Origin of the sequence: Arenibacter sp. F26102 (genome assembly GCF_023015865.1) — a bacterium.
GTDB lineage: Bacteria > Bacteroidota > Bacteroidia > Flavobacteriales > Flavobacteriaceae > Arenibacter.
On the sequence record NZ_JALKBC010000005.1, the window covers coordinates 110,383 to 133,018 of the forward strand.

At 37.6% G+C, this 22,636-nt stretch carries 16 protein-coding genes; 9 read left to right on the forward strand and 7 right to left on the reverse strand.

What is annotated here, in order from left to right:
* Window positions 1-68 precede the first annotated feature (68 nt).
* Window positions 69-2,744, reverse strand: a complete 2,676-nt coding sequence (locus MWU78_RS08290; RefSeq protein WP_246996859.1) for a TonB-dependent receptor — start codon at window positions 2,742-2,744, stop codon at window positions 69-71.
* A gap of 168 nt (window positions 2,745-2,912) precedes the next feature.
* Here MWU78_RS08290 and ychF point away from each other — a divergent pair, with 168 nt between their 5' ends.
* On the forward strand, window positions 2,913-4,007 hold the full coding sequence (gene ychF, locus MWU78_RS08295) for a redox-regulated ATPase YchF (protein WP_246996861.1): 1,095 nt from the start codon (window positions 2,913-2,915) through the stop codon (window positions 4,005-4,007).
* 148 nt (window positions 4,008-4,155) lie between these two features.
* Here ychF and MWU78_RS08300 read toward each other — a convergent pair whose 3' ends face one another.
* Entirely contained in the window at window positions 4,156-5,274 is a 1,119-nt protein-coding gene (locus tag MWU78_RS08300; protein WP_246996864.1) for a GTP cyclohydrolase, read from the reverse strand.
* A gap of 68 nt (window positions 5,275-5,342) precedes the next feature.
* Window positions 5,343-6,401, reverse strand: a complete 1,059-nt coding sequence (locus MWU78_RS08305) for a transporter (RefSeq protein ID WP_246997433.1) — start codon at window positions 6,399-6,401, stop codon at window positions 5,343-5,345.
* Window positions 6,402-6,507: 106 nt separating this feature from the next.
* On the opposite strand from MWU78_RS08305, the gene MWU78_RS08310 reads away from it, so the two are divergent.
* Genes MWU78_RS08310 through MWU78_RS08325 form a run of 4 tightly spaced genes read left to right on the forward strand, consistent with a single transcriptional unit; the run spans window position 6,508 to window position 11,966 of the window.
* Window positions 6,508-6,771, forward strand: coding sequence for a DUF4834 family protein (locus MWU78_RS08310; protein WP_246996866.1), 264 nt, complete (start codon window positions 6,508-6,510; stop codon window positions 6,769-6,771).
* Window positions 6,772-6,790: 19 nt separating this feature from the next.
* Window positions 6,791-9,226, forward strand: coding sequence for a YfhO family protein (locus MWU78_RS08315; RefSeq protein ID WP_246996868.1), 2,436 nt, complete (start codon window positions 6,791-6,793; stop codon window positions 9,224-9,226).
* Entirely contained in the window at window positions 9,226-10,506 is a 1,281-nt protein-coding gene (locus tag MWU78_RS08320) for a glycosyltransferase (RefSeq protein WP_246996870.1), read from the forward strand. The genes MWU78_RS08315 and MWU78_RS08320 overlap by 1 nt, the downstream gene beginning before the upstream one ends.
* On the forward strand, window positions 10,497-11,966 hold the full coding sequence (locus MWU78_RS08325) for a polysaccharide biosynthesis C-terminal domain-containing protein (RefSeq protein WP_246996872.1): 1,470 nt from the start codon (window positions 10,497-10,499) through the stop codon (window positions 11,964-11,966). The genes MWU78_RS08320 and MWU78_RS08325 overlap by 10 nt, the downstream gene beginning before the upstream one ends.
* A gap of 210 nt (window positions 11,967-12,176) precedes the next feature.
* Here MWU78_RS08325 and MWU78_RS08330 read toward each other — a convergent pair whose 3' ends face one another.
* Together MWU78_RS08330 and uvrA are read right to left on the reverse strand one after the other, a co-directional pair.
* On the reverse strand, window positions 12,177-13,553 hold the full coding sequence (locus tag MWU78_RS08330; protein ID WP_246996874.1) for a hypothetical protein: 1,377 nt from the start codon (window positions 13,551-13,553) through the stop codon (window positions 12,177-12,179).
* Window positions 13,554-13,876: 323 nt separating this feature from the next.
* Window positions 13,877-16,660, reverse strand: coding sequence for an excinuclease ABC subunit UvrA (gene uvrA / locus MWU78_RS08335; RefSeq protein ID WP_246996876.1), 2,784 nt, complete (start codon window positions 16,658-16,660; stop codon window positions 13,877-13,879).
* Window positions 16,661-16,905: 245 nt separating this feature from the next.
* On the opposite strand from uvrA, the gene MWU78_RS08340 reads away from it, so the two are divergent.
* Together MWU78_RS08340 and MWU78_RS08345 are read left to right on the forward strand one after the other, a co-directional pair.
* On the forward strand, window positions 16,906-17,487 hold the full coding sequence (locus MWU78_RS08340; protein ID WP_246996878.1) for a sigma-70 family RNA polymerase sigma factor: 582 nt from the start codon (window positions 16,906-16,908) through the stop codon (window positions 17,485-17,487).
* Window positions 17,488-18,222: 735 nt separating this feature from the next.
* The gene (locus MWU78_RS08345; RefSeq protein ID WP_187585223.1) at window positions 18,223-18,804 is read left to right on the forward strand and encodes a sigma-70 family RNA polymerase sigma factor; all 582 of its coding nucleotides are present in this window, start codon (window positions 18,223-18,225) and stop codon (window positions 18,802-18,804) included.
* 232 nt (window positions 18,805-19,036) lie between these two features.
* Here MWU78_RS08345 and nth read toward each other — a convergent pair whose 3' ends face one another.
* Window positions 19,037-19,702 (reverse strand): endonuclease III, encoded by a 666-nt coding sequence (nth, locus tag MWU78_RS08350; RefSeq protein ID WP_246996880.1) that lies wholly within the window; start codon window positions 19,700-19,702, stop codon window positions 19,037-19,039.
* 87 nt (window positions 19,703-19,789) lie between these two features.
* Here nth and bcp point away from each other — a divergent pair, with 87 nt between their 5' ends.
* Window positions 19,790-20,239, forward strand: coding sequence for a thioredoxin-dependent thiol peroxidase (bcp, locus tag MWU78_RS08355; protein WP_246996882.1), 450 nt, complete (start codon window positions 19,790-19,792; stop codon window positions 20,237-20,239).
* A 72-nt stretch (window positions 20,240-20,311) separates the two neighbouring features.
* Here the strand turns inward: bcp and MWU78_RS08360 are convergent, their stop codons facing one another.
* A complete protein-coding gene (locus MWU78_RS08360; protein WP_246996884.1) occupies window positions 20,312-21,772 on the reverse strand; it encodes a TonB-dependent receptor in 1,461 nt (486 codons plus the stop codon).
* 88 nt (window positions 21,773-21,860) lie between these two features.
* On the opposite strand from MWU78_RS08360, the gene MWU78_RS08365 reads away from it, so the two are divergent.
* A complete protein-coding gene (locus MWU78_RS08365) occupies window positions 21,861-22,625 on the forward strand; it encodes an MBL fold metallo-hydrolase (protein ID WP_246996886.1) in 765 nt (254 codons plus the stop codon).
* The last annotated feature ends 11 nt before the right edge of the window (window positions 22,626-22,636 follow it).

The following is a 22,636-nucleotide window of genomic DNA, read 5'->3' on the forward strand; positions in this document are numbered from 1 at the left end:
TGAGTTTTGACGAAATAAAAAAGGTTGCCTTCAAAGGCAACCTTTTTGCATTTTAGTGTTCCGTTTATCTAAAAGGTGAATCCCACTTTGGCATAGTAATAAGCCCCTCCAAATCCCATTTGTACTGAATCCCAATAACCACCAGCTTCTACCCAATCGTCCTGTTGGTCTGGATATACATTAAATAGGTTATTGGCACCAATGTTTAATTTAAGCCCATCGCATAATTGGTAGCCAAAAACCAGATCCGTCACAAGTCGGGCGTCATAGGTGTCCGTTGCCTGATTTATTTGATCCTCAAAACTGTCGTAATCCGAGGTGGGTTCCAACATCTGGTAATCCAATAATTCTACCTTGCTAAAATGGGTGAATGCCAACCCGGCATCAAACTTGTCCTTACTGTAATTCATATTAAGGGTAAGTTTACTTTTCGGGGCCGAGGCCAATAAAAACCCTTTATCCCTTTCTCCAAAGAAGGTTTGCTCATCCAAATTTCCGTTATTTACATTATCGATCTTCATATCATTAATATTGCCAGTAAAGGTCGCCGATAGTCTATTGCTATCGAAATTTTTCTTCCAGGCCAATACAATATCCAAACCAGTGGTTTTGGTATCCACCCCATTTACAAAGAACTGTGCGGCTTCCACGTTGGGAATCTGTGGGGCATCAAAATTGCCTGTCAACACAATCCGATCGTCTACTTTAATATAATATCCATCTACTGTAGCAGTGAAATCCCCAAAAGTCGCAGTAAAACCTAACCCGGCATTAAGTGCCTTTTCTTCAATTAATTGGTCTATTCCAAAGGAGGCGGTTACAGGACTGTTGTTAGGAGATAATAATGACTCCAATGCGGCGCCGCCCACAAAATTCGTAAACTGTAGGTTGTAATATTTTTGGGCCAGCGAAGGAGCCCTAAAACCTGAACTTACGGAACCTCTTATATTTACATTGTCCGATGCCTTTAACCTAGCTGCCAGTTTACCGTTCAGGGTACTTCCAAAATCACTAAAATTTTCGAAGCGCGCTGCAGCACTTAATAGGAAAGCTTCGGTAAGGTCGAACTCACTATCTGCGTAGAGCGAAAAATTACTTCTACTCCTGTCTACTTCGTTTTTGGGACTATATCCTGGGAACCCTTGTGAACCACCCGGACGGGGGTCACCCGAGTCCGGATCCGTAGGTTGGGTCTGATTGGCAGGATCTGTTATCAACAGACCATTTACGTCGTAAGTACCCCAAGACCCTTCTTCTCCGGCAAATATGGTGAAGTTTTCGGTTCTATATTCTGCGCCGAAAGCCAGGTTCATACCTTCCAATACATCATCGTAATATTTGGAAAAATCCAAATTCACCGTATTTTGGGTCAGGCTATGCCCCCCTGCATCAAAATCGGTCGGGGATACATCTTCCAAGGAAGCATTAAGGGTTCCCTGTATGAAATAATGAAAATTGTTTTTACCATAGGTATTACTAATATCCACTTTCCAGCCGTTAGCCAATTCAGTTTTAAATCCGGCCGAAAATGAATTATCTATGATGTTAGAGGTGATTCTTGGTGTAAAACCGTTAGGGTATATAGAAGGTATTACCCTATTCCCCCCATTTCTGGTAAAAGCATAGGCATCTGTATCCCTATAGTTCCTGCCACCAAAAGCATATACTTCTGAATTATCGGATAGGGGGACAGAGGCATTAACCATTAAATTAAATCCATCTATGGCCGCCTCTCCAAAGCCTCGTCTAAAATCGAAACCTGGTCGCAACGTCTTATTCTTGCTAATATATTCTGTGGTGACATTAACAAATCCACCATCATTACCAATGGCCGTTCCAAAATTGACTCCCGCTTTTAAGGAACCTCCATCAAAACTTTTGTCACTTCCAATGGCATTGCCATCCCTCTCAGTATCTAAACGATTACCATCTGTATTGGGTGTTCCAGCAGGAAAATCCCCTTTGGCATTGGTATTGTATGCTCCATAACTTATAAATCCGGATACTTCATTCGTTTGGTCCTTTAGGACAATGTTGATTACCCCTGCTATGGCATCCGAACCATATTGTGCCGCAGCGCCATCACGTAATATTTCTATTCGCTTAATGGATGATGCTGGAATAGCATTTAAATCGGTTCCGGTGTTCCCTCGGCCCCTGGTTCCAAAAATATTGATCAAGGAAGATTGATGTCTTCTTTTACCGTTTATGAGCACCAGAGTTTGATCGGGTCCCAATCCCCTAAGTGTAGCTGGGTCAATATGATCTGCACCGTCGGATCCAGATTGTTTATTCGCGTTAAAGGAAGGAGCCGCATACTGTAAAAGTTCATTTACTTCAACACGACCAGTTTGGGTGGCAATTTCTGCGATGTCTATAACATCTACGGGTACCGCAGTGTCAGTCGAGGTTCGCTTTGGACTTCTCGAGCCAACCAATTGTACCTCGTCCAGCATCATTCCTCCGGATAGAGTAACATTGATTACCGATTTCCCGGAAACAACTGCTTCCTGGGTGTCATATCCAATATAGCTAAAAACAAGGGTTGCATTATCAAATATGGATATTTGATAATTCCCGTCAAAGTCCGTTGTAGTTCCATTCGTAGTACCTTTCTCTACAATGTTTACACCAACTAAGGGTTCGCCACTTTCATCCGTAACGTTGCCCGACACAGAATTTTGTGCTACCAACAAGGTAAGATTGCCCAAAAATAAAAGTGTCAATAAATAGAATCTTTTCATATTAATGGTTTTAAGTGTTTTACATTTAAATTTAGGCAATTTATTTTTACCTAATTAACATTGTCAATGTATGTTTATAAATGGACATAAATAGTATCTTTGCAGCTGTTTTAAAAAAGCTGGAAATAGATTTTAATTTATAGTTCCAGTTTGTAATTGATCTTGACTATGAAAGCAGGTATTGTAGGATTGCCCAATGTTGGAAAATCAACACTATTCAATTGTTTGTCCAACGCAAAGGCACAAAGTGCCAATTTTCCTTTTTGTACCATTGAGCCCAATATTGGGGTTGTAAATGTACCGGACACCAGATTGCAGAAGTTGGAAGAACTTGTAGTTCCAGAACGGGTATTGCCTGCAACCGTGGAAATTGTGGATATTGCGGGTTTGGTAAAAGGAGCCAGCAAGGGCGAAGGCCTTGGTAACCAGTTTTTGGGTAATATTCGGGAAACAGATGCAATTTTGCACGTGCTGCGTTGTTTTGATAATGAGAATATTGTTCATGTAGATGGTTCGGTCAACCCAGTAAGGGATAAGGAAACCATTGATATCGAATTGCAATTGAAGGATTTGGAGACTGTGGATAAAAAGCTTGAAAAAGTAAAACGGGCTGCCAAAACGGGAAATAAGGAAGCTCAGAAAGAGGAAGCGGTTCTATTAAAGATAAAACAGGGACTTGAAACAGGAACATCTGTACGGGCTCTAGATATTAATTTAGATGATCGGGCAGAGTTTGTGAAGCCTTTACAGTTCATTACGGACAAGCCTGTAATGTATGTTTGTAATGTGGATGAAGATGCAGCCACAACCGGTAACGCCTATGTGGAACAGGTTAAAGCGGCCGTTGCCAATGAAAATGCAGAAGTTATCTTTTTGGCCGTGGGCACCGAAGCGGATATTACGGAATTGGAGAGTTATGAGGAGCGTCAAATGTTCTTGGAAGATTTGGGACTAACAGAGCCTGGTTCGGCCAAATTAATTAGGGGAGCCTATAAGTTATTGAATTTGGAGACTTATTTTACGGCTGGGGTAAAGGAAGTGCGCGCTTGGACCATTCCAGTTGGTGCTACTGCACCACAGGCCGCAGGAGTAATTCATACCGATTTTGAAAAGGGTTTTATTCGTGCAGAAGTTATTGCCTATAATGATTTCGTTTCTTTCGGAAGTGAAGCCAAGGTTAAAGAAGCTGGGAAAATGCGGGTAGAAGGAAAAGAGTACATCGTTAAAGATGGTGATGTAATGCATTTTAGGTTCAACGTATAGTAATGTTTCAAAACCTGAATTAGGTCTTAGCCATTGGCAATATTTAAGGCAGATCGAAACTATTTCAACACTTATATAAAAAGCCAACTTAATATTTTAAGTTGGCTTTTTCATTGGGGTGAGCCTTTGGTAGCTCACACCATTTTTTCTACAGATCTTTTCTGTAGGTCCTTCTTCGCTTATATATTTTTGGGTCGAAATGTTTCCATAATTGGCGAATGGCCACATTTTCCTCCAATTCGGGTGTCCTTACACAATTCTCAATACCCTTTTGTGTAAAAGTTTTGTGATATTCACTGAACATAACTGCAGTAACACCTTTGTTTTGATACTCTGGATGTACCCCTATCAAATAAAAAATAACCTCTTTGCTATTTTTTTTCGCATTCAATAGATGGAAAATTCCAAATGGAAATAACTTTCCCTTAGCTTTTTGCAATGCCTTGGAAAAGGAAGGCATAACAATCCCGAATGCAATCAAATTATCATCCTTGTCCAGGATAAATTTAATATACTCGGGATTTATAAAACTGATATATTTTTTCTTGAAGTATTCCTTTTGAATGTCGGTTATGGGTACAAAGGACGAAAGGGACGAATAGGACTCATTAAAGAGATCGAACATTTTATCCGCCATGGGAAGTACATCCTTTGTTTTGGAGAAGTTAAGTGCCTTAACACCGTACCTTTTTTTAACCAGGTCGTTTGCCTTTTCAAAGAATTTGGGTTCCGCATTGCTAAAGGGGAATTTATTTTCCATGTATTCCTTCTCCTTTTCAAACCCAAAGCGTTCAAAATGGCTTGCATAATACGGATGGTTATACCATGTAATCATGGTGCCTATCTCCTCAAAACCTTCAGTTAGTACACCAACCTTGTCCAAGTTGGAAAAACCCACAGGTCCTTCCATATAAGATAGCTTATGTTCTTTTCCAATTTCCGCGACCTTATTGAAGAGGGCCTCCGTAACTTCATAATCATCTATGAAATCGAACCAACCAAAGCGCATTTTTTTTACTTGTTGATGTTCAACTTCCAGTCTATTGACAATGGCAACAACCCTGCCCACTATTTTATCGTCCTTATAGGCCAGGTAAAACCAAGCATCTGCATCCTTAAAAACGGGATTTTTGCTTTTATCAAAAGACTCCAGCTCATCGTTGATGATAGGAGGAACCCAATATGGGGAATCCTTATATAATGAAAACGGGAATTTTACGAAATCCTTGAGTTCCGATTTTGTTTTTGCTTCTTTTAAAGTAACCATACCACATTTCTTGTATGGTTCAATATTAGCAATATTAATCTACAGGAAAAAGTACAAATGTTAATTTGTTAGAAATCAATTTCAGAATCGTCCCTATTCTTTTCCTTTTTCTTTAATTTTTTCAATTGTTTCTTTGTGGGCCCTAAATCTATATCCTCGGCACCTGAGCCTTTGTTTTTTCCTTTTTTCTTTTTCTTCATTGCGTTCTTGCCAATAGGACCTCCATTTTCTCCTGCATTTTGATCTTCAATGGCCTTCACCTTATCCCTGTGCATGTCTATCCTATAGGAAAAACCCATGGCGGCAAAAATCCTGCTAGGCGTATTTTTAAAACTGGCCCCCAAGTTCATGTCTACCTGCATATTTTCACCCAACAAATGGGCAACGCCACCTCTTAAAAGTACGTCCGCGTACCTATCACTTTTTATACCTTGGTTTTCTACAAATACACTCCATTTAGGATCTCTAAAGGCATGGGACAAAGACACAGTATAATTCCATTCAGGGAAATCCGTGCCCAATCTGTCATAGGCGATGTTGGAAATAAGTACAAATCTTGGAGTAAGTCTACTTTGGGTAGCTACCATTACTCTTGGTGAAACTATAGGGTCGCCACTATAAAAGGGATTGTCGCCAAGCACAAAATTGGCACCTGCATAGACCGAAACGGCGGGTATCAGGTTTTTTAACTTAAAACCATAGTTGGCCTTCCAACTATAGAGATTAGGCTTATTATTTTCAGGATTCTTAAATGGGTCGTAAATTAAATATTTTAACCCTATCCTGTTTCGGGAGAAATCGGTGTTCTTGATTTCTACCCCAGTGTTGGTATAGGTTTTATTTTGATTGTCGAAAGTACCTTCATAATTTAATTCCAATGTTTCAAAAAGTAAGCCATAGCGCAATGAAAGGTCGGCACCAAAAATATTGGATTCAGTAGCTAACCTTGTATGGTCCTGTTGTTCATAAGCAACACCAAATTCGGCTTGTAAAACGTTGGTGCCAACGGCATATGCGCTTACAGATAGGCCTGGTCGGTTGGAGTTGATGACATCGGTATATTGGGAAAAACCTACTAAGGGAATGGTGAATATTCCAAAAAAGAGCATTTTCATTAGGCGTTTCATTGAAACATTATATTCCATAGGTACTATTTTATTATTATTTTAAGACTTTTGCACTATTATTACAACGTTAGAATTGTACTTTTGATATAAAATTTGTCAACTTATTATGGGTTTTTTAAAAACGATACTAATTGTACTCTTAGTATACTATTTGCTTAAAATTCTAGCTAAATGGTTTGCTCCAAGGATGTTTAGGTATGCTGCAAAGAAGACAGAGGAACATTTTAAGGAAAAGTTTGAAGGTTTTGCAGAGCAGAACAATAAAAACGAAGAGCAGATTGGCGACGTTATAATTGAGAAGAAAACGACCAAGAAAAAGAACACCTCAAAAAATGTTGGAGAATATATAGATTTTGAGGAAATTGAATAACCTTTTACCATAACCAAACATGAGAAACGGTCTAAGAGCCTTTTTTATCCATTTTTTTGTAACCGTATTTTTTATAATTGTCGCACTAGCTTATTTCCATCCTGTCTTACAGGGGAAGGTCATAGAACAATCCGATATTGTTCAATTTACAGGAATGGCCAAGGAGCAAAATGACTTTCGAAAGAAAACAGGGGAGGAGCCTTATTGGACCAATAGTGCCTTTGGCGGAATGCCGACCTATCAATTAGGGGCCTATTATCCACATGATTACGTAAAAAAATTGGACCGATTGATTCGTTTTTTACCAAGACCTGCCGATTATCTCTTTATTTATCTTATTGGTTTTTATATTCTGCTCTGCTGCCTTAAGGTTGATTATAAGTTAGCGGTATTGGGTGCCCTGGCCTTTGGATTCTCTACGTATATGATTATTATCTTAGGGGTTGGTCATAATGCGAAGGCGCATGCAATAGGCTATATGCCTATGCTTCTTGGGGGAATTATTTTGGTTTTTAGAAAGAAATATCTTTGGGGCTTTCTCCTTACTGCAATTGCCATGGCATTGGAAGTGGGTGCCAACCATTATCAAATGACCTACTACTTTATGTTGTTGGTACTTATTCTTGGAGGTGTTTATTTGGTGGATGCCATTAAGAAGAAGAAATTGAAGCACTTTGGTATATCTGTCGGAATCTTGGTTATAGCGGTGCTGATTGGTATTGCTGCAAATGCTACGAGTCTTATGGCTACCAAGGAATATGCGGATTGGAGTACAAGGGGTAAATCCGATCTTACCATAAATGCCAATGGAGAACCCAAGGAAATAGGTTCCGGGCTGGATAGGGAATATATAACCCAATTTAGTTACGGTATTGTTGAGTCTTTAAATCTGTTCGTTCCAAGATTGTTTGGAGGTTCTGGTGGCGAAGATCTTGGAGCTGATTCCAAAACCTATACTTTTTTAACGGAAAATGGAATATCACGGACCAAAGCCTTGGATTTTACCAGCTCATTGCCTTTGTATTGGGGAGACCAGCCTATTGTTGCTGCACCGGCATACATTGGAGCGATTGTGTTCTTTCTCTTTGTTTTAGGGCTGTTTTTGGTCAAAGGAAAGGTAAAATGGTGGCTTTTGGGAGGTACAATAATGGCTTTATTACTTTCATGGGGCAAAAATTTTGGACTACTTACGGATGTAATGATCGACTATTTTCCACTATACAATAAATTTAGGGCAGTATCATCCATTCAGGTTATTCTTGAACTTTGTGTACCTGTTTTGGCCATATTGGCTTTGGCACAGCTTTTTAATAATAAGGTGGATACTTCCAAGAAATTAAAGGACTTAAAACTCACTTTTTTTATTTCTGTGGGAATCGGAGTAGTACTTTTTTTAGTAAAAGGAATGTTCGATTTTGTAGGACAGAGCGATGAAACCTATAGACAGTATTATGGCGATGACATTGTTTCCTTAATTGTAGCCGATAGGAAGTCTGTTTATAACGCTGATATATTACGGTCATTGATCTATGTTGCTTTAGCAGCTCTGGTTATTTGGTTCTTTCTAAAGGATAAATTAAAACAGAATCTAACGATTGTTATTTTAGGAGTTCTGCTGTTGTTCGATTTGGTAGGTGTAGCCCAGCGTTACGTAAACGAGGATGATTTTGTTGCACAGCGCAGAATGCTGGAACCTTTTCAGGAAACTGAAATGGACAAACAGATTGCCAAGGACACCACCATATTTAGGGTATACGACCCTTCCGAAATAGGTGGTGGAGGCCGTACGGCCTATTTTCACCAGTCCATTTGGGGCTACCACGCCGCTAAACCGGCAGGAATCCAAAACTTGTTCGATTTTCACATCTCAAAGAACAACGTCCGGGTTTTAAGTATGCTCAATGTAAAATATGTGGTGCAGCAGGACGAAGAGGGTAGGAATTATCCAGCACTGAATCCCGATGCCAATGGCAATGCATGGTTTATTAATGAATTGGTGCCGGTTTATAATGCCAATGATGAAATAATGGCCTTGAAGACCCTGGATGTAAAGCATAAAGCAGTTTTTGATAAATCGAAATTTGCCAATTTGACAGAGCTTAACTACAAGACAGATTCTTTATCTACTATAAAGCTTACCCAATATAAACCCAATCATTTGATTTATAATTCCGAGAATTCCAATCCTGGAATTGCCGTATTTTCCGAAATGTACTACCCCCATGGTTGGAATGCCTATATCGATGGCGAATTGAAGGAGCATTTTGAGGTGAATTATGTGCTAAGGGCAATGGAAATTCCTGCCGGTAAACATAAAATTGAATTTAAGTTTGAGCCGACCCTTATTCAGGTAGGGGGAAAAATAACTATGGCTAGTTCTATAATATTGGTTCTTGTTTTATTTTTTGTAATTGGACACACCTATTGGAAATCTAGAAAAAAACCAACGGCTTAATGCAAAAGGTGCTCATCATTACGTATTATTGGCCACCAGCAGGTGGGCCGGGAGTGCAACGATGGTTGAAGTTTGTAAAGTACCTGAGGGATTTTAATATAGAGCCCATTATTTATACTCCAGAAAACCCGAACTATCCTATTATTGATGAAACTTTTTTGGATGAAGTACCAAAGGGAATTAAAATATACAAGAAGCATATTTTCGAACCCTACGGATTTGCCCGAATATTTTCAAAGAAGAAGACCAAAAAGATTAGCGCAGGTATAATCAATTCCAAAAATCAATCCGTTTTGGAAAAATTGATGCTATGGATTCGTGGCAATTTGTTTATCCCCGATGCTAGAAAATTTTGGATAAAACCTTCCGTAGCTTTTTTGACCAATATTATTGAGCAAGAAGGTATAGAAACTGTTATAACCACAGGACCACCACATAGCATACATCTCATTGGCCTAGAATTAAAAAAGAGTAGCAAAGTAAGGTGGATTACCGATTTTAGAGATCCTTGGACTTCTATCGGATATCATAAAAAACTAAAACTTACGGTTTCCTCCCAAACAAAACACAAACGTTTGGAACAACTGGTGTTAAATGAGGCCGATAAAATCATTGTTACCAGTAATACTACCAAACAGGAGTTTTCTAAAATAACCAATAAGCCTATTACGGTTATTACCAATGGCTACGATACATATGGGGCGAGTACAGCTATTTTGGACGTTGATTTTACGGTTTCACATATTGGATCCCTTCTAAGTGGTAGAAATCCCAAAAATCTCTGGAAAGCTATTTCTGAATTGATTCACGAAATCCCTGACTTTAAAAAATATTTTAAATTACAGTTGGCGGGTGTCATTAGTTCGGATGTTTTGGAAAGTATCTATTTTTTTGGCCTGCAACCCTATACCGAGCTATTGGGTTATATTTCACATGAAGAAGCCCTACGGTATCAAAAAAAATCCCAAGTACTATTATTGATAGAAATAGATTCTGAAGAGACCCAAGGAATTATTCCGGGGAAAGTATTTGAATATATGGCTGCTAAAAGGCCTATATTGGGCGTGGGCCCAAGCAAGTGGGAGGTGGGAAGCCTTATTTCAGAGTCAAATACGGGCAGAACATATGACTACCAACAGTTCAATGAATTGAAGAACTCCTTGTTGGAATGGTTTCAAGATTATAAAAAGGGTCAATTGGCTTTGCCTTTTGCAAAAGTGGAGCAATATCATAGACGCGAATTAACCAAGAAGTTGTCCAAGTATTTAGCATGGGAATAGTCTTAAAGCAATCGTTGAACAATACATTGATCACATATGGTGGATTTGCCATAGGAGCGTTGAACCTTCTCTTTTTGTACACAAGGTTTTTGTCGGATGAGTATTTTGGTTTGGTCAATGTTATACTATCGGCATCTGCTGTTTTAATGCCAATATTGGCATTTGGGATTCCCAATACCATGATCAAATACTATTCGGGTTTCCAAGAACTGAAAAGTAGGGATGGATTTATGACGTTAATGGTGTTATTGCCACTTGTTCTTATTTTACCTATCGGAATTTTATCCTATTTGGCCAATGAGACCATAGGGGATTTTTTATCCAAGGAGAACCCTATAGTGAAGGGGTATGTTTGGCATATTTTTATTATTGGATTGGCGATGGCTTATTTTGAAGTATTTTATGCTTGGGCAAAAGTTCAAATGAAGTCGGTTTTTGGAAATTTCATGAAAGAGGTTTTTAGCCGAATAGTGGTGACCATTTTGCTTTTAATGGTGTATTGGGACCTTATTTCTGTTCTGAGTTTTTTGAATGCCCTTGTGGGGATGTATATTCTCAGAACCCTGATAATGCAGGTCTATGCCTTAAGATTGCTCAACTTAAAGTTGGATTTTAACCTTCCGGGCAACACCCGCGAAATTATTAATTATAGTGCCCTTATTATATTAGGTGGATCGGCTGCAATAGTTTTGTTGGAGGTAGATAAGGTGATGATCAATCAATTTATAGAAATCAAAAATGTGGCCTACTATAGTGTTGCAGGTTACATAGCCACTGTGATTGCCGTTCCAGCAAGGTCCATGCACAATATAACATATCCGTTAACGGCGGAAATACTTCACAGAAAGGATGTTAAAGCGCTAAAAACCCTATATCAAAAGAGTTCCCTGACATTGTTTATAGTGTCTGGCCTTATATTTATATTGATTATTTTAAATTTAAATGATCTATATAATCTATTGCCCACATCTTATCGCGGTGGATATGTAATTGTTTTTATCATTGGCATTGCCAAGGTATATGATGCGCTATTGGGCAATAACAATGCTATAATGTATAATTCCGAATTTTATAGGGCTTTACTTCTTATGGGCGTTGTATTGGCGATACTGACTATTTTATTGAACCTGTGGCTAATTCCGAAATATGGTTTGGATGGTGCTGCAATAGCCAGTTTTTTGGCCTTTTTTATTTATAATACGGTAAAATTGATTTTCGTAAAAATGAAATTTGGTATTCAACCCATTACCAAAGAAACTTTCAAGGTCATATTTCTGCTCTTATTAATAACGACCATTTTTTACTTTGTGTCATTTCCTTTCCATCCAATTATTAATATTGGTATTAAGAGTATATTGATTGTATTCTGTTATGTCTTAGTTTTATATAAGTTTAGAATATCCGAAGATGTGTTAGGTGCCATTTCATTTTATTTAAGTAAGTTGGGGAGGAAAAAATAGGACAAAGTCAAATTTCTCAGGGCAAGTCTTTTATGCATCTGATGGAAACTACAGTAAACACACTAACGCCCGCCTAAACAGATCGGGCAGGCCCGCCTAAATGGAACGGGCAGGCATGCTTTGGAGCATTTAAATCTCAATGAGCAAGTAAAACCCCGCAGGAACGAATTCACTGCGGGGCTAAACAACTAACCAACCTAAAAACTATTTTTAATTACTTCTAGAACTTCTTCCTCTTGTGGAAGCCGTTGAAATTTTTCTTGCACTACTGTTGGATGACTTTGCCACCGACCTTTTTACAGTGCTTTTCGACTGTACATTTGGTCGTTTTACAGAGGTATTCCTTACAGCTGAACCGCTATTGCTTCTGCTTGAAGAACTGCTTCTAACCGAAGTATTTCTAGGGCTTCTGCTAACTTCCTTTTTTATCGTTGTTCTGGTATTTCCAGAAGGTCTGGATACAACTGCTTTGCTCCTTGTTATAGAACTTCCACCGCCATTATTACTCCTTGTAGTCGTTGTTCTACCTACGGTTCTTTGAGCATTACCCTTATTATTTGTGCGAATCGAAGAACTTCTGGAAACAGATTTGTCATTTCTAGAACTTGGAGAACTGCTTCTCACTGTTGTACTTCTCTTTATGGTAGCATTTCCATTGCTACGTTGAGTGGTGGATCTTGAAACATTATTGTTCTTTCTGTAACCATCATTGTTGCTCCTGGATGTTGTGCTTCTTGAAACATTATTGTTCTTTCTGTAACCATCATTGTTACTTCTGGATGTTGTACTTCTTGAAACATTATTGTTCTTTCTATATCCATCGTTTCTACTGGCTACAGACCTGTTTGATCTAAGGTTACTTTGACTTCTATATCCATGGTCCCTTACAGCAACCCTCTTATCGTTTCGGTAAACAGAACTTCTCTTGTTATGATGCCCTTTATCATATTTATAATGGTGACCTATTTTGGCATATGCCTTTCTGTGGTTATGGTAATATGGTCTATAATAAGTGTATCTTACGGGTTCGTAATATCTTCTATAAGGGCTACCAAATACCAGACTAAAGCCTAAAGCCGGTCTTATGAAATGGCTGTGGAAAGGGCTATACACATAATGCCTGTTGTATATATTTATAAATCCCCTGTGATGGCTATAATGGCCATTATGGTTATAATACACATATAAACCACCAACTCTGGATACTCTACCTCGGTTATAATTGATATTTACTTCCCCAATTTGACTTACCCTTCCGTAGTAGTCATAGTATACAGGAACATTCTCCACTTGGATAACTGCACCGTAATCGTCATACTGAACATAAGGGTTATAGTCATAACCTGAATTAAAAGTTATATTGGCATTTCCAAAATTTACATTTGCATTTACACCACCTCTATTGTCAATATAGAAATCGAACTCCCCATCTGGGTAAACCGAGAATGTAATGCCATCTTCAACAAAAATAAATGAGTTATCATTTCTATAAGTATTGCTTGTGGCAACCTTATCTTCCATTGAAGCAGCCATGGTAACTGTAGTACCTAATATAAGCGCTGTAAAAAGGAGTATTAAATTTCTCATGATATAAGGTTTTAATTTAGAATGCAACTATTTACATTCAGTTTGTATATACCAAACAGCATGCCAAAAAATAAACGAATAGTTTAAATAATTGATTATCAGTTATTTATAATTTACAAACAGTTTAGAGAGTAGTATTATGACTAGCTCATAAAGAAGTTTGAAGTAATTATTTTTAGAACTTAAGTAGTAATATTCAGTAAAAAGTAAACGGTAAACAGTGGTGGAGCAGAAACCAGTAATCAGTAACAGGTAAAGAGTGCATGGTGGCCTGAAATAGAAACATAAAATTTTAAACCAGAGTCTATATTCGTCTACTGTATCTATTGGAGTAATTTTTCTTTTAAATACTTGGCAGTAAAGGAGGTTTTATCTTTCGCAACGATCTCGGGTGTACCCTGAACCAAAAGTTGGCCTCCTTTATTTCCGCCCTCTAGGCCTAAGTCTATGATGTAATCGGCGCATTTGATCAAATCTATATTGTGTTCAATTACAATTATGGAATGTCCCTTGGCTATTAAAGCATCAAATGATTTAAGTAATTTCTTTATATCATGGAAATGAAGACCTGTAGTAGGTTCGTCAAAAATAAATAGGGCCTTGTCCTTGGTATTTCCCTTTACTAAGAACGATGCCAATTTTATACGCTGGGCCTCACCTCCGGAAAGGGTAGAGGAGGATTGTCCCAATGTTACATACCCTAAACCAACATCTTGGAGCGGTTTTAGTTTTGTTACTATTTTGTATTGATTGTTTTTTTCAAAAAAGTCCACCGCATCATCAATGGTCATATTGAGGATGTTGTCTATGTTGGCATCTTCAAATTTCACTTCCAATACTTCTTTTTTAAATCTTTTACCTTGGCAGGTTTCACATTCCAAATGTACATCGGCCATAAATTGCATCTCCACCGTAATTTCGCCCTCGCCTTTACATTTTTCACACCTTCCACCATCTACATTAAAAGAAAAGTGTTTGGGCTGATATCCCCTTAATTTGCTCAATTTCTGACTGGCAAAAAGGTTGCGGATATCGTCATAAGCTTTTATATAGGTAACGGGGTTAGATCTGGAGGATCGTCCTATGGGGTTCTGATCAACGTATTCCACATGCTTTAAAGATCCAAATTTCCCTTCCATAGAGCTAAATTGCCCTGCTTTTTCTCCGTAACCTCCCAACTCCTTTAAAATTATAGGGTACAATAATTTTTTTACCAACGTACTTTTACCACTTCCCGATACCCCGGTAATAACCGTTAGGATGTTTAAAGGGAAGATTACATCTATATTTTTAAGGTTGTTTTCCCGTGCTCCCTTAATTTCAATATAATTTTTAATGGGTCTTCTTGTTTTGGGTACGGCAATTTCCATACGACCATTGAGGTAAGACGCTGTAAGTGAATCGGATTTAAGAATTTCATCCATGGTGCCATGTGCTACTACCTCACCGCCATGTGTGCCTGCTTTTGGGCCAATATCGATTACCTCGTCTGCAGCTTTCATTATATCCTCATCATGCTCCACAACTATAACGGTATTGCCTAAATCCCGAAGCGATTTCAAAACTGTAATTAAGTTTTCGGTATCCTTTGGGTGAAGTCCAATACTGGGTTCGTCCAGAATATACATAGAGCCAACCAAGCTACTTCCCAATGAGGTTGCCAAATTTATGCGTTGACTTTCCCCACCGGATAAGGAATTGGATTTTCTATTTAGAGTTAAATAACTTAGTCCTACATTATATAAAAATCCCAATCTACTTTCTATTTCCTTAAGTAATCGCTCTACAATTTTTCGATCATTGGAATTAAGCTTAATCTCTTTAAAAAATGTTATAAGGTCTTCTATGGGCAATTCTACAAGGTCGGAGATTGATTTCCCCGAAACTTTTACATAGTCGGTCTCCTTCCTTAAACGCCTTCCCTTACAGGTGCTGCATTTGGTTTTGCCACGATAACGGGACAACATTACCCTGTTTTGTATTTTATAACTCTTTTCTTCCAAACCCGAAAAGAATTTATGGATGCCGGTAAAATAGCTGTTCCCTTCCCAAACAAGTTGTTTTTGTTCATCGGATAACTGATACCAAGGTTTGTGGATAGGAAAATCGAATTTGTATGCCACATTCACCAATTCATCCCGGTACCATCCCATACTTTCCCCTCGCCAAGGAAATATGGCGTTTTCATAAACTGAAAGAGAGGTATTGGGAATAACCAAGTCTTCATCTATGCCTATAACATCCCCATAGCCCTCACATTTGGGACAGGCACCATATGGGTTGTTAAAACTGAACAGGTGTACATTGGGTTCCAGGAATTGCATTCCGTCCATTTCGAACTTATTGCTGAAATGGGTGTTTTTAGCTGTGTCAAGTTCCTGAACGATACACTGACCCTTTCCTTCAAAAAAGGCCGTATCGATGGCATTGCCCAATCTATTAAAAAAATCCTCGTCGTTTTTAAAAATGATTCGGTCTACCACCAGTTTAAATTCCCGACCTACGTCCTTTAAATCCTCATCTATTCTAATAACCTCTCCATTGTACAGTATTCTGGCAAATCCCTGCTTGGAGAACAATTGTAGCGATTTATAGGGATCTCTGTCTTCACTGATCTTAATGGGGGCAAGCAAAAGCATTTTGGTGCCCTCTTCAAAGGTCTTTATGTGTTCCACAACGTCCGATACCGTATGTTTTTTTACCTCCTTGCCGGATATTGGGGAAAAAGTGTGACCAATACGAGCAAACATTAATTTCAAATAATCATATATTTCAGTTGAGGTTCCAACTGTAGATCTGGGATTGGTGGAGTTTACCTTTTGTTCAATCGCAATGGCCGGAGCAATACCTTTAATATAATCTACCTTCGGTTTGTCCAATTTTCCCAAAAATTGTCTTGCATAAGAGGATAAACTTTCCACATATCTTCTTTGTCCTTCCGCGTAAAGGGTATCGAAAGCCAAACTGGATTTTCCGGAACCGGACAAGCCGGTAATGACCACTAGTTTATTCCGTGGTATTACAACATCGATATTCTTTAAATTATGAAGCTTTGCTCCTTTAATTATTATATTATGTTTGGGGTCAACGTCTGTTAAAGTGGCCATATGCGTATTTAAGTGTGCAAAGATACAATATGTGAATTTCATTCACTAGTAGCCTTTGCCTTACAATAAAATATTATTCATTGAAGGAAAGTACTTTGAATCGAAATAATTTTTTCTATATTTGATGCGTAATAAACCCTAAATAGCCTATACGTAACACAATTACTTTTTTAAAATCTTATTTGCTCTAATGCACTTGTCAAAGAAAACAGGTCTAGCGTTTTAGCCTAAAAAAAGTAAATTGTATGGAACTATTAATTGAGGATTCAGTTTTAGTAAGAGACTACATGAATGGGGACGAAAAAGCCCTAGAGACATTGATCAACCGTCACAATCAACGACTTAGCAGTTTTATTTATTCCAAAGTCCAAGATCGGGAAACCACCGAAGATATTTTTCAGGATACCTTTATTAAGGTCATAAAGACCTTAAAAAAGGGCAATTACAATGAAGAAGGAAAATTTTTACCTTGGGTAATGCGGATTTCACATAACTTAATCATCGACTATTTTAGGAAGAATAAACGAATGCCCAGGTTTGAAGGCAATAGTGATTTTAATATCTTCTCCATAATTAGTGATGACAAGTTAAATGCAGAAAGACAAATTATTAAAGATCAAATAGATTTTGACCTGAATATTTTGATCAAAGAATTGCCGAAGGATCAAATGGATGTTTTGGAAATGCGTTTATATAAGGATATGAGCTTTAAGGAAATATCCGAAAATACGGGGGTAAGTATTAATACTGCTTTGGGCAGGATGCGTTATGCACTTATTAACCTTCGTAAGATCGTAGAAAAGCACAACATAATTTTAACGAATTAATACGCTTTATAACTGCCTTTGGTTAATTTCTTCATAACACTTGCGTTATTTGTCCATAGACGTATATTATTATGGAGAAATTTACCGTTACTACTAAGAACAAATGCACACTAATGTCCACACGCAGGTCGAAAATAGATTTTTTACTTAATTACTCTAAATCGCTGCACATCATTAAATGTAATGATGAACTGCAGGAACATTGTTTAAACTAGGATTTCCAATTGTTTAGCCTAGAGTCTTAACTATGTCGTTAACGTATGGTTGCTTCTTGGCTATATGTAGTATGGGGAATGGTTATGTAATGGCTTTAAACATTACTACAAACACTCCATTCTAGATTATCTTATACTTTTCCAATTACTTTTTGCGCATAAACTCTGTAGACAAGGAATTTACTTGTTCGTAAAGGATGGCGTATCTCTACTCCTTAATATATAGGTCTGTTTATCATTAATAGTACCTATAATAATAAACACTCTTCCTGCTGGTCCCATTAAGCTCATCTAACTTCAATTTTGGCCAATTATTATGTGTAAAATAAGAAAATCGGCATTTGACATCAATTAATGGGGGTTTTACAACATAGTTTTTTTCACACATGGGCATTTATATACTTTTATCCTGTTACTAATCAACAAAGAAGATTTTTAGTCTTCATTTAAAGAAGAAGTAACAAAAAAAGTCCAAACCGAAAGGGGAGGCCCCTAGTTTAACCAAAAAACAATAATTTGTATGGAACTGCAAATAGATGACTCAGTATTAGTAAAGGATTACATTAATGGTAATGAAAAAGCTTTAGAGGTTTTGATCAACAGGCACAACCAACGTATTAGTAGCTTTATTTATTCTAAGGTTTTGGACCGTGATGTTTCAGAAGATATTTTTCAGGATACCTTTATTAAGGTAATTAAAACCTTGAAAAAGGGAAATTATAGCGAAGAAGGTAAGTTTTTGCCTTGGGTTATGAGAATTGCCCATAACCTGGTAATCGATCACTTTAGAAGGAATAAAAGAATGCCAATGTTTGAAGGGAATGATGATTTCAATATCTTTTCTGTAATTGGTGATGATAAACTAAATGTTGAAAAGCAGCTTATCAAAGATCAGATTGATTCAGATTTAAATTTATTGATCGAGGAATTACCGGATGATCAAAAAGAAGTTCTTTTAATGCGTATCTACAGGGATATGAGCTTCAAGGAAATTTCAGAAAATACCGGTGTTAGTATTAATACTGCCTTGGGGAGAATGAGATATGCGCTTATTAACCTAAGAAAAATCATAGAAAAGAATAATATCGTTTTAACGAATTAATAGGTCATAGGCCGAAGAGTACAATATTTCCAATTTAGTGGCGTTATCTTAACATAACAATACTATAATCCTATGGAAAAAATTTACTCTGAGCATCAAAACAAGTGTAAACTTGCGAAAGCAAGTCCTGAAACTATCAAGTTCCTATTGGGCTATTCCAAATCATTGCAAATAATTGAATATAATAATGTTCAGTTTGAAAATAATTTAAACTAGCACAAAAAATCCCACCTTACGAGTTGGGATTTTTTGTTTTATAATAGGCTTGTAACACTGGTTTTCTGCCAATAGTTTTGGTTATAATGTCTTTTTCCAAATTCCATCCCCTTGCCGGTGAGTATTCCCGTCCGTACCATATGATCTGTAAATGAAGATCGTTCCATATTTCTTTTGGAAATAATCTTTTGGCATCCCTTTCTGTTTGAACCACATTTTTTCCGTTGGAAAATCCCCATCGGTACATGAGTCTATGTATATGGGTGTCTACAGGAAACGCAGGAATGCCAAATGCTTGTGAAACCACAACGCTGGCAGTTTTGTGTCCAACTGCCGGCAATTGTTCCAATAATTCAATTTCTTTAGGAACTTGTCCGTCATATTTTTCAATTAAGATTTTAGAAAGTCCATAAATACCTTTCGATTTCATAGGGGATAGACCAACAGGTTTAATTATTTCCCTAATCTCATCAGCTGTCATTTTTACCATATCATAGGGATTGTCCGCTTTGGCAAATAATAATGGTGTAATCTTATTGACACGCACATCCGTACTTTGTGCAGATAATAATACAGCAATTAAAAGGGTATAGGGGTCTTTGTGGTCCAGGGGAACGGGAATGGTCGGGTAAAGTGCTTGTAAAGTTTCAATGGTAAAGTTTACTTTTTCCGCTTTCGTCATTTATTACGTAATTTTAGAACTCTAAAAATAAGGAACACCCATCATAATGGGTTTCTTTTTCGATATAAATTTAAATAAATTTTAACTATGAACACTTTAAAAGTAGGGGATAGGGTGCCCTCGTTTTCAGCTAAGGACGAAAATGGCAATGATATTAAATTGTCCGATTACCAAGGGAAAAAATTAATAGTCTTTTTCTATCCTAAAGCAAATACTCCAGGATGTACAGCGGAAGCTTGCAATTTAAGGGATAATTATTCCGATTTAAAAGCCCAGGGTTATGAGCTGCTTGGAGTAAGTGCCGATTCACAAAAAAGGCAGCTTAGTTTTAAGAATAAGTATCAATTTCCATTTCCCTTGTTGGCAGATGAGGACCATACATTACTTAATATATTTGGTGTTTGGGGACCAAAACAGTTCATGGGAAAAAAATATGATGGTATTCATAGAATGACTTTTGTGATTGATGGGGACGGGGTAGTTGAAAAGGTGATTGAAAAGGTTAAAACCAAAGATCATGCTGCTCAATTGCTGTAAAGAGTTGTAAATAAAAAGAGGCTGCCTTAACTTTTATGTTTAGGACAGCCTCTTTTTGTACTTACTAATAACTTATACTTTAGCCTGTTCTTCCTCAATGGGTTTACGCATAAAAAGCTTCTTCTTTTTTATTATTTCCGCAATACCCTCTGGAAGTACAGATTCCCATCCTTCTTCGCCATTAATTATTTTTTTGAGAACATCCCTTGAGAAAACATGTAAAATTTCAGGATCGTAATCAATAATATCCATCACCTTTCCATTGTATTTAAAGAATTTGTACAATTCTTTCATTCTCGGATGTACTTTTATAGTATTACTGGTCATGATTTGACCGGTTTCCTCATTGCGCATGGGATACAGGTAGACCTTAAGGTCCTTAAAGAATAACTTACCAAAAGCTTCTAGGATACCTCCGCTCAAATGACGGTAATATTTCTCATCAAAAATATCCACCAAATTGTTTACCCCCATGGTAAGACCAATTTTGGACTTGGTATAATTGCTAAAATATTCCACAAGCTTAAAGTACTCCTGGAACTTGGAAATCATTACAGTATGGCCCAAGGAACATAACAGTTCTGCTCGGTCCATAAAATCCTGTTCATCTATTTCACCGGAAGCACGGAGGTTGGAGAGTGTAATTTCAAAAATAACAATGGTATTTTCTTCCTCGACACTAGGTTCCCGAATGAATATTTCATAGGATTTTTTAAACATATCCATATTCACATTGGTCACAGGTCTAAAGCTTCCGCGTAGGGCCAAAATATTCTTTTTGTAAAGAAGGGTCGCTGGCAAAAGATTATTGCCATCGGGCCCAAACATTACGGCGTCCGTCATATCATTTTTAACAAGTTGCAAACTCATTAATCTATTATCGACATCGGCAAAATTGGGTCCGGAAAAATTAACCATGTCTATTTCAACCGTATCCTTGTCGATATGGTCGTAAAGATATTTCAGTAACTTTCTAGGTTTGTCGTACTTATAAAATGCACCATAAATAAGATTTACCCCTACAATTCCCAAGGTTTCCTGTTGCAATCTCGCCTCATTCTGTTTAAATCGGATATGTAGGATGATTTCATTTAATTCCTTTTGCTTGGGATCCAGTTGATAACGGATACCGATCCATCCATGACCTTTATATCTTTTGGAAAAATCAATGGTAGCCACTGTATTGGCGTAGGAAAAAAATAATCTGTCAGGGTGTTGTTCGCGACTGATCCTGTTGTCCATGTTTTCCATTTCATGGGCCAACATTTTTTTTAACCTGGACTGGGTTACATATCTTCCGTCTTCCTCTATTCCATATATGGCGTCGCTAAAATCTTTGTCATAAGCACTCATTGCTTTGGCAATGGTTCCCGAAGCACCTCCCGACTTAAAAAAATGTCCTGATGTCTCCTGCCCTGCACCAATTTCAGAAAAGGTGCCATAGATATCAGGATTTAGGTTTATCCTTAAGGTTTTCGCTTTTATTGAGGGAACATTGGTAAAAGCGATTTCTTTCTTGAAAATAGTGGACATAGGGTCTTTTTTGCTTGTAGCAAAGTTAAAAAGTTTGGGCTATCTATTAAATAAAATAGTTATAAATTTGGATTAAATAGATATAAGATTGAAAATAACTTTTCTAGGGACTGGAACTTCACAGGGAATCCCGGTAATTGGGAGCAAACATCCGGTATGTTTAAGCGATAACCAAAAGGATAAAAGGCTTCGGGTATCGGTGATGATTTCTTGGGATTCCTACAATTATGTAATAGATTGTGGCCCCGATTTTAGGCAGCAAATGCTTACCAACAATGTGGTAAAGATCGATGGAATTTTATTTACTCACGAACATTCGGACCATACTGCTGGGATAGATGATATTAGACCCTTTTTTTTCAGGCAAGGAGATATCCCCATCTATGCCCATGAACGAGTTGTTGATTCCATTAAAGAGCGATTTAATTATATATTTGCCGATGAAAATCGATACCCTGGTGCCCCTGCAGTAGAGATCAATACCATTAAAAATAATAGGCCATTTAAGATCGGTAACCTAATGGCAATACCTGTAGAGGCACAACACAATAGATTGCAGGTTTTTGGGTTTAGAATACAGGACTTCGTTTATTTAACCGATGTGAAAAGTATGGAAAAAGAAGAAATCGAAAAAATTAAGGGCGTAAAGACGTTGGTGGTCAACGCCTTGAGGATAGAGCCCCATCATTCCCATTTTAACTTGGAGGAAGCTTTGGAGTTTATTGATATCATAAAACCTGGCAAGGCCTACTTAACGCATATAAGCCACTTATTGGGGTTTCATGATGAAGTGGAAAAACAGTTGCCACCAAATGTGCATTTGGCCTATGACAATCTAGTTTTGGAGGTCTAAGGAACTTCTAT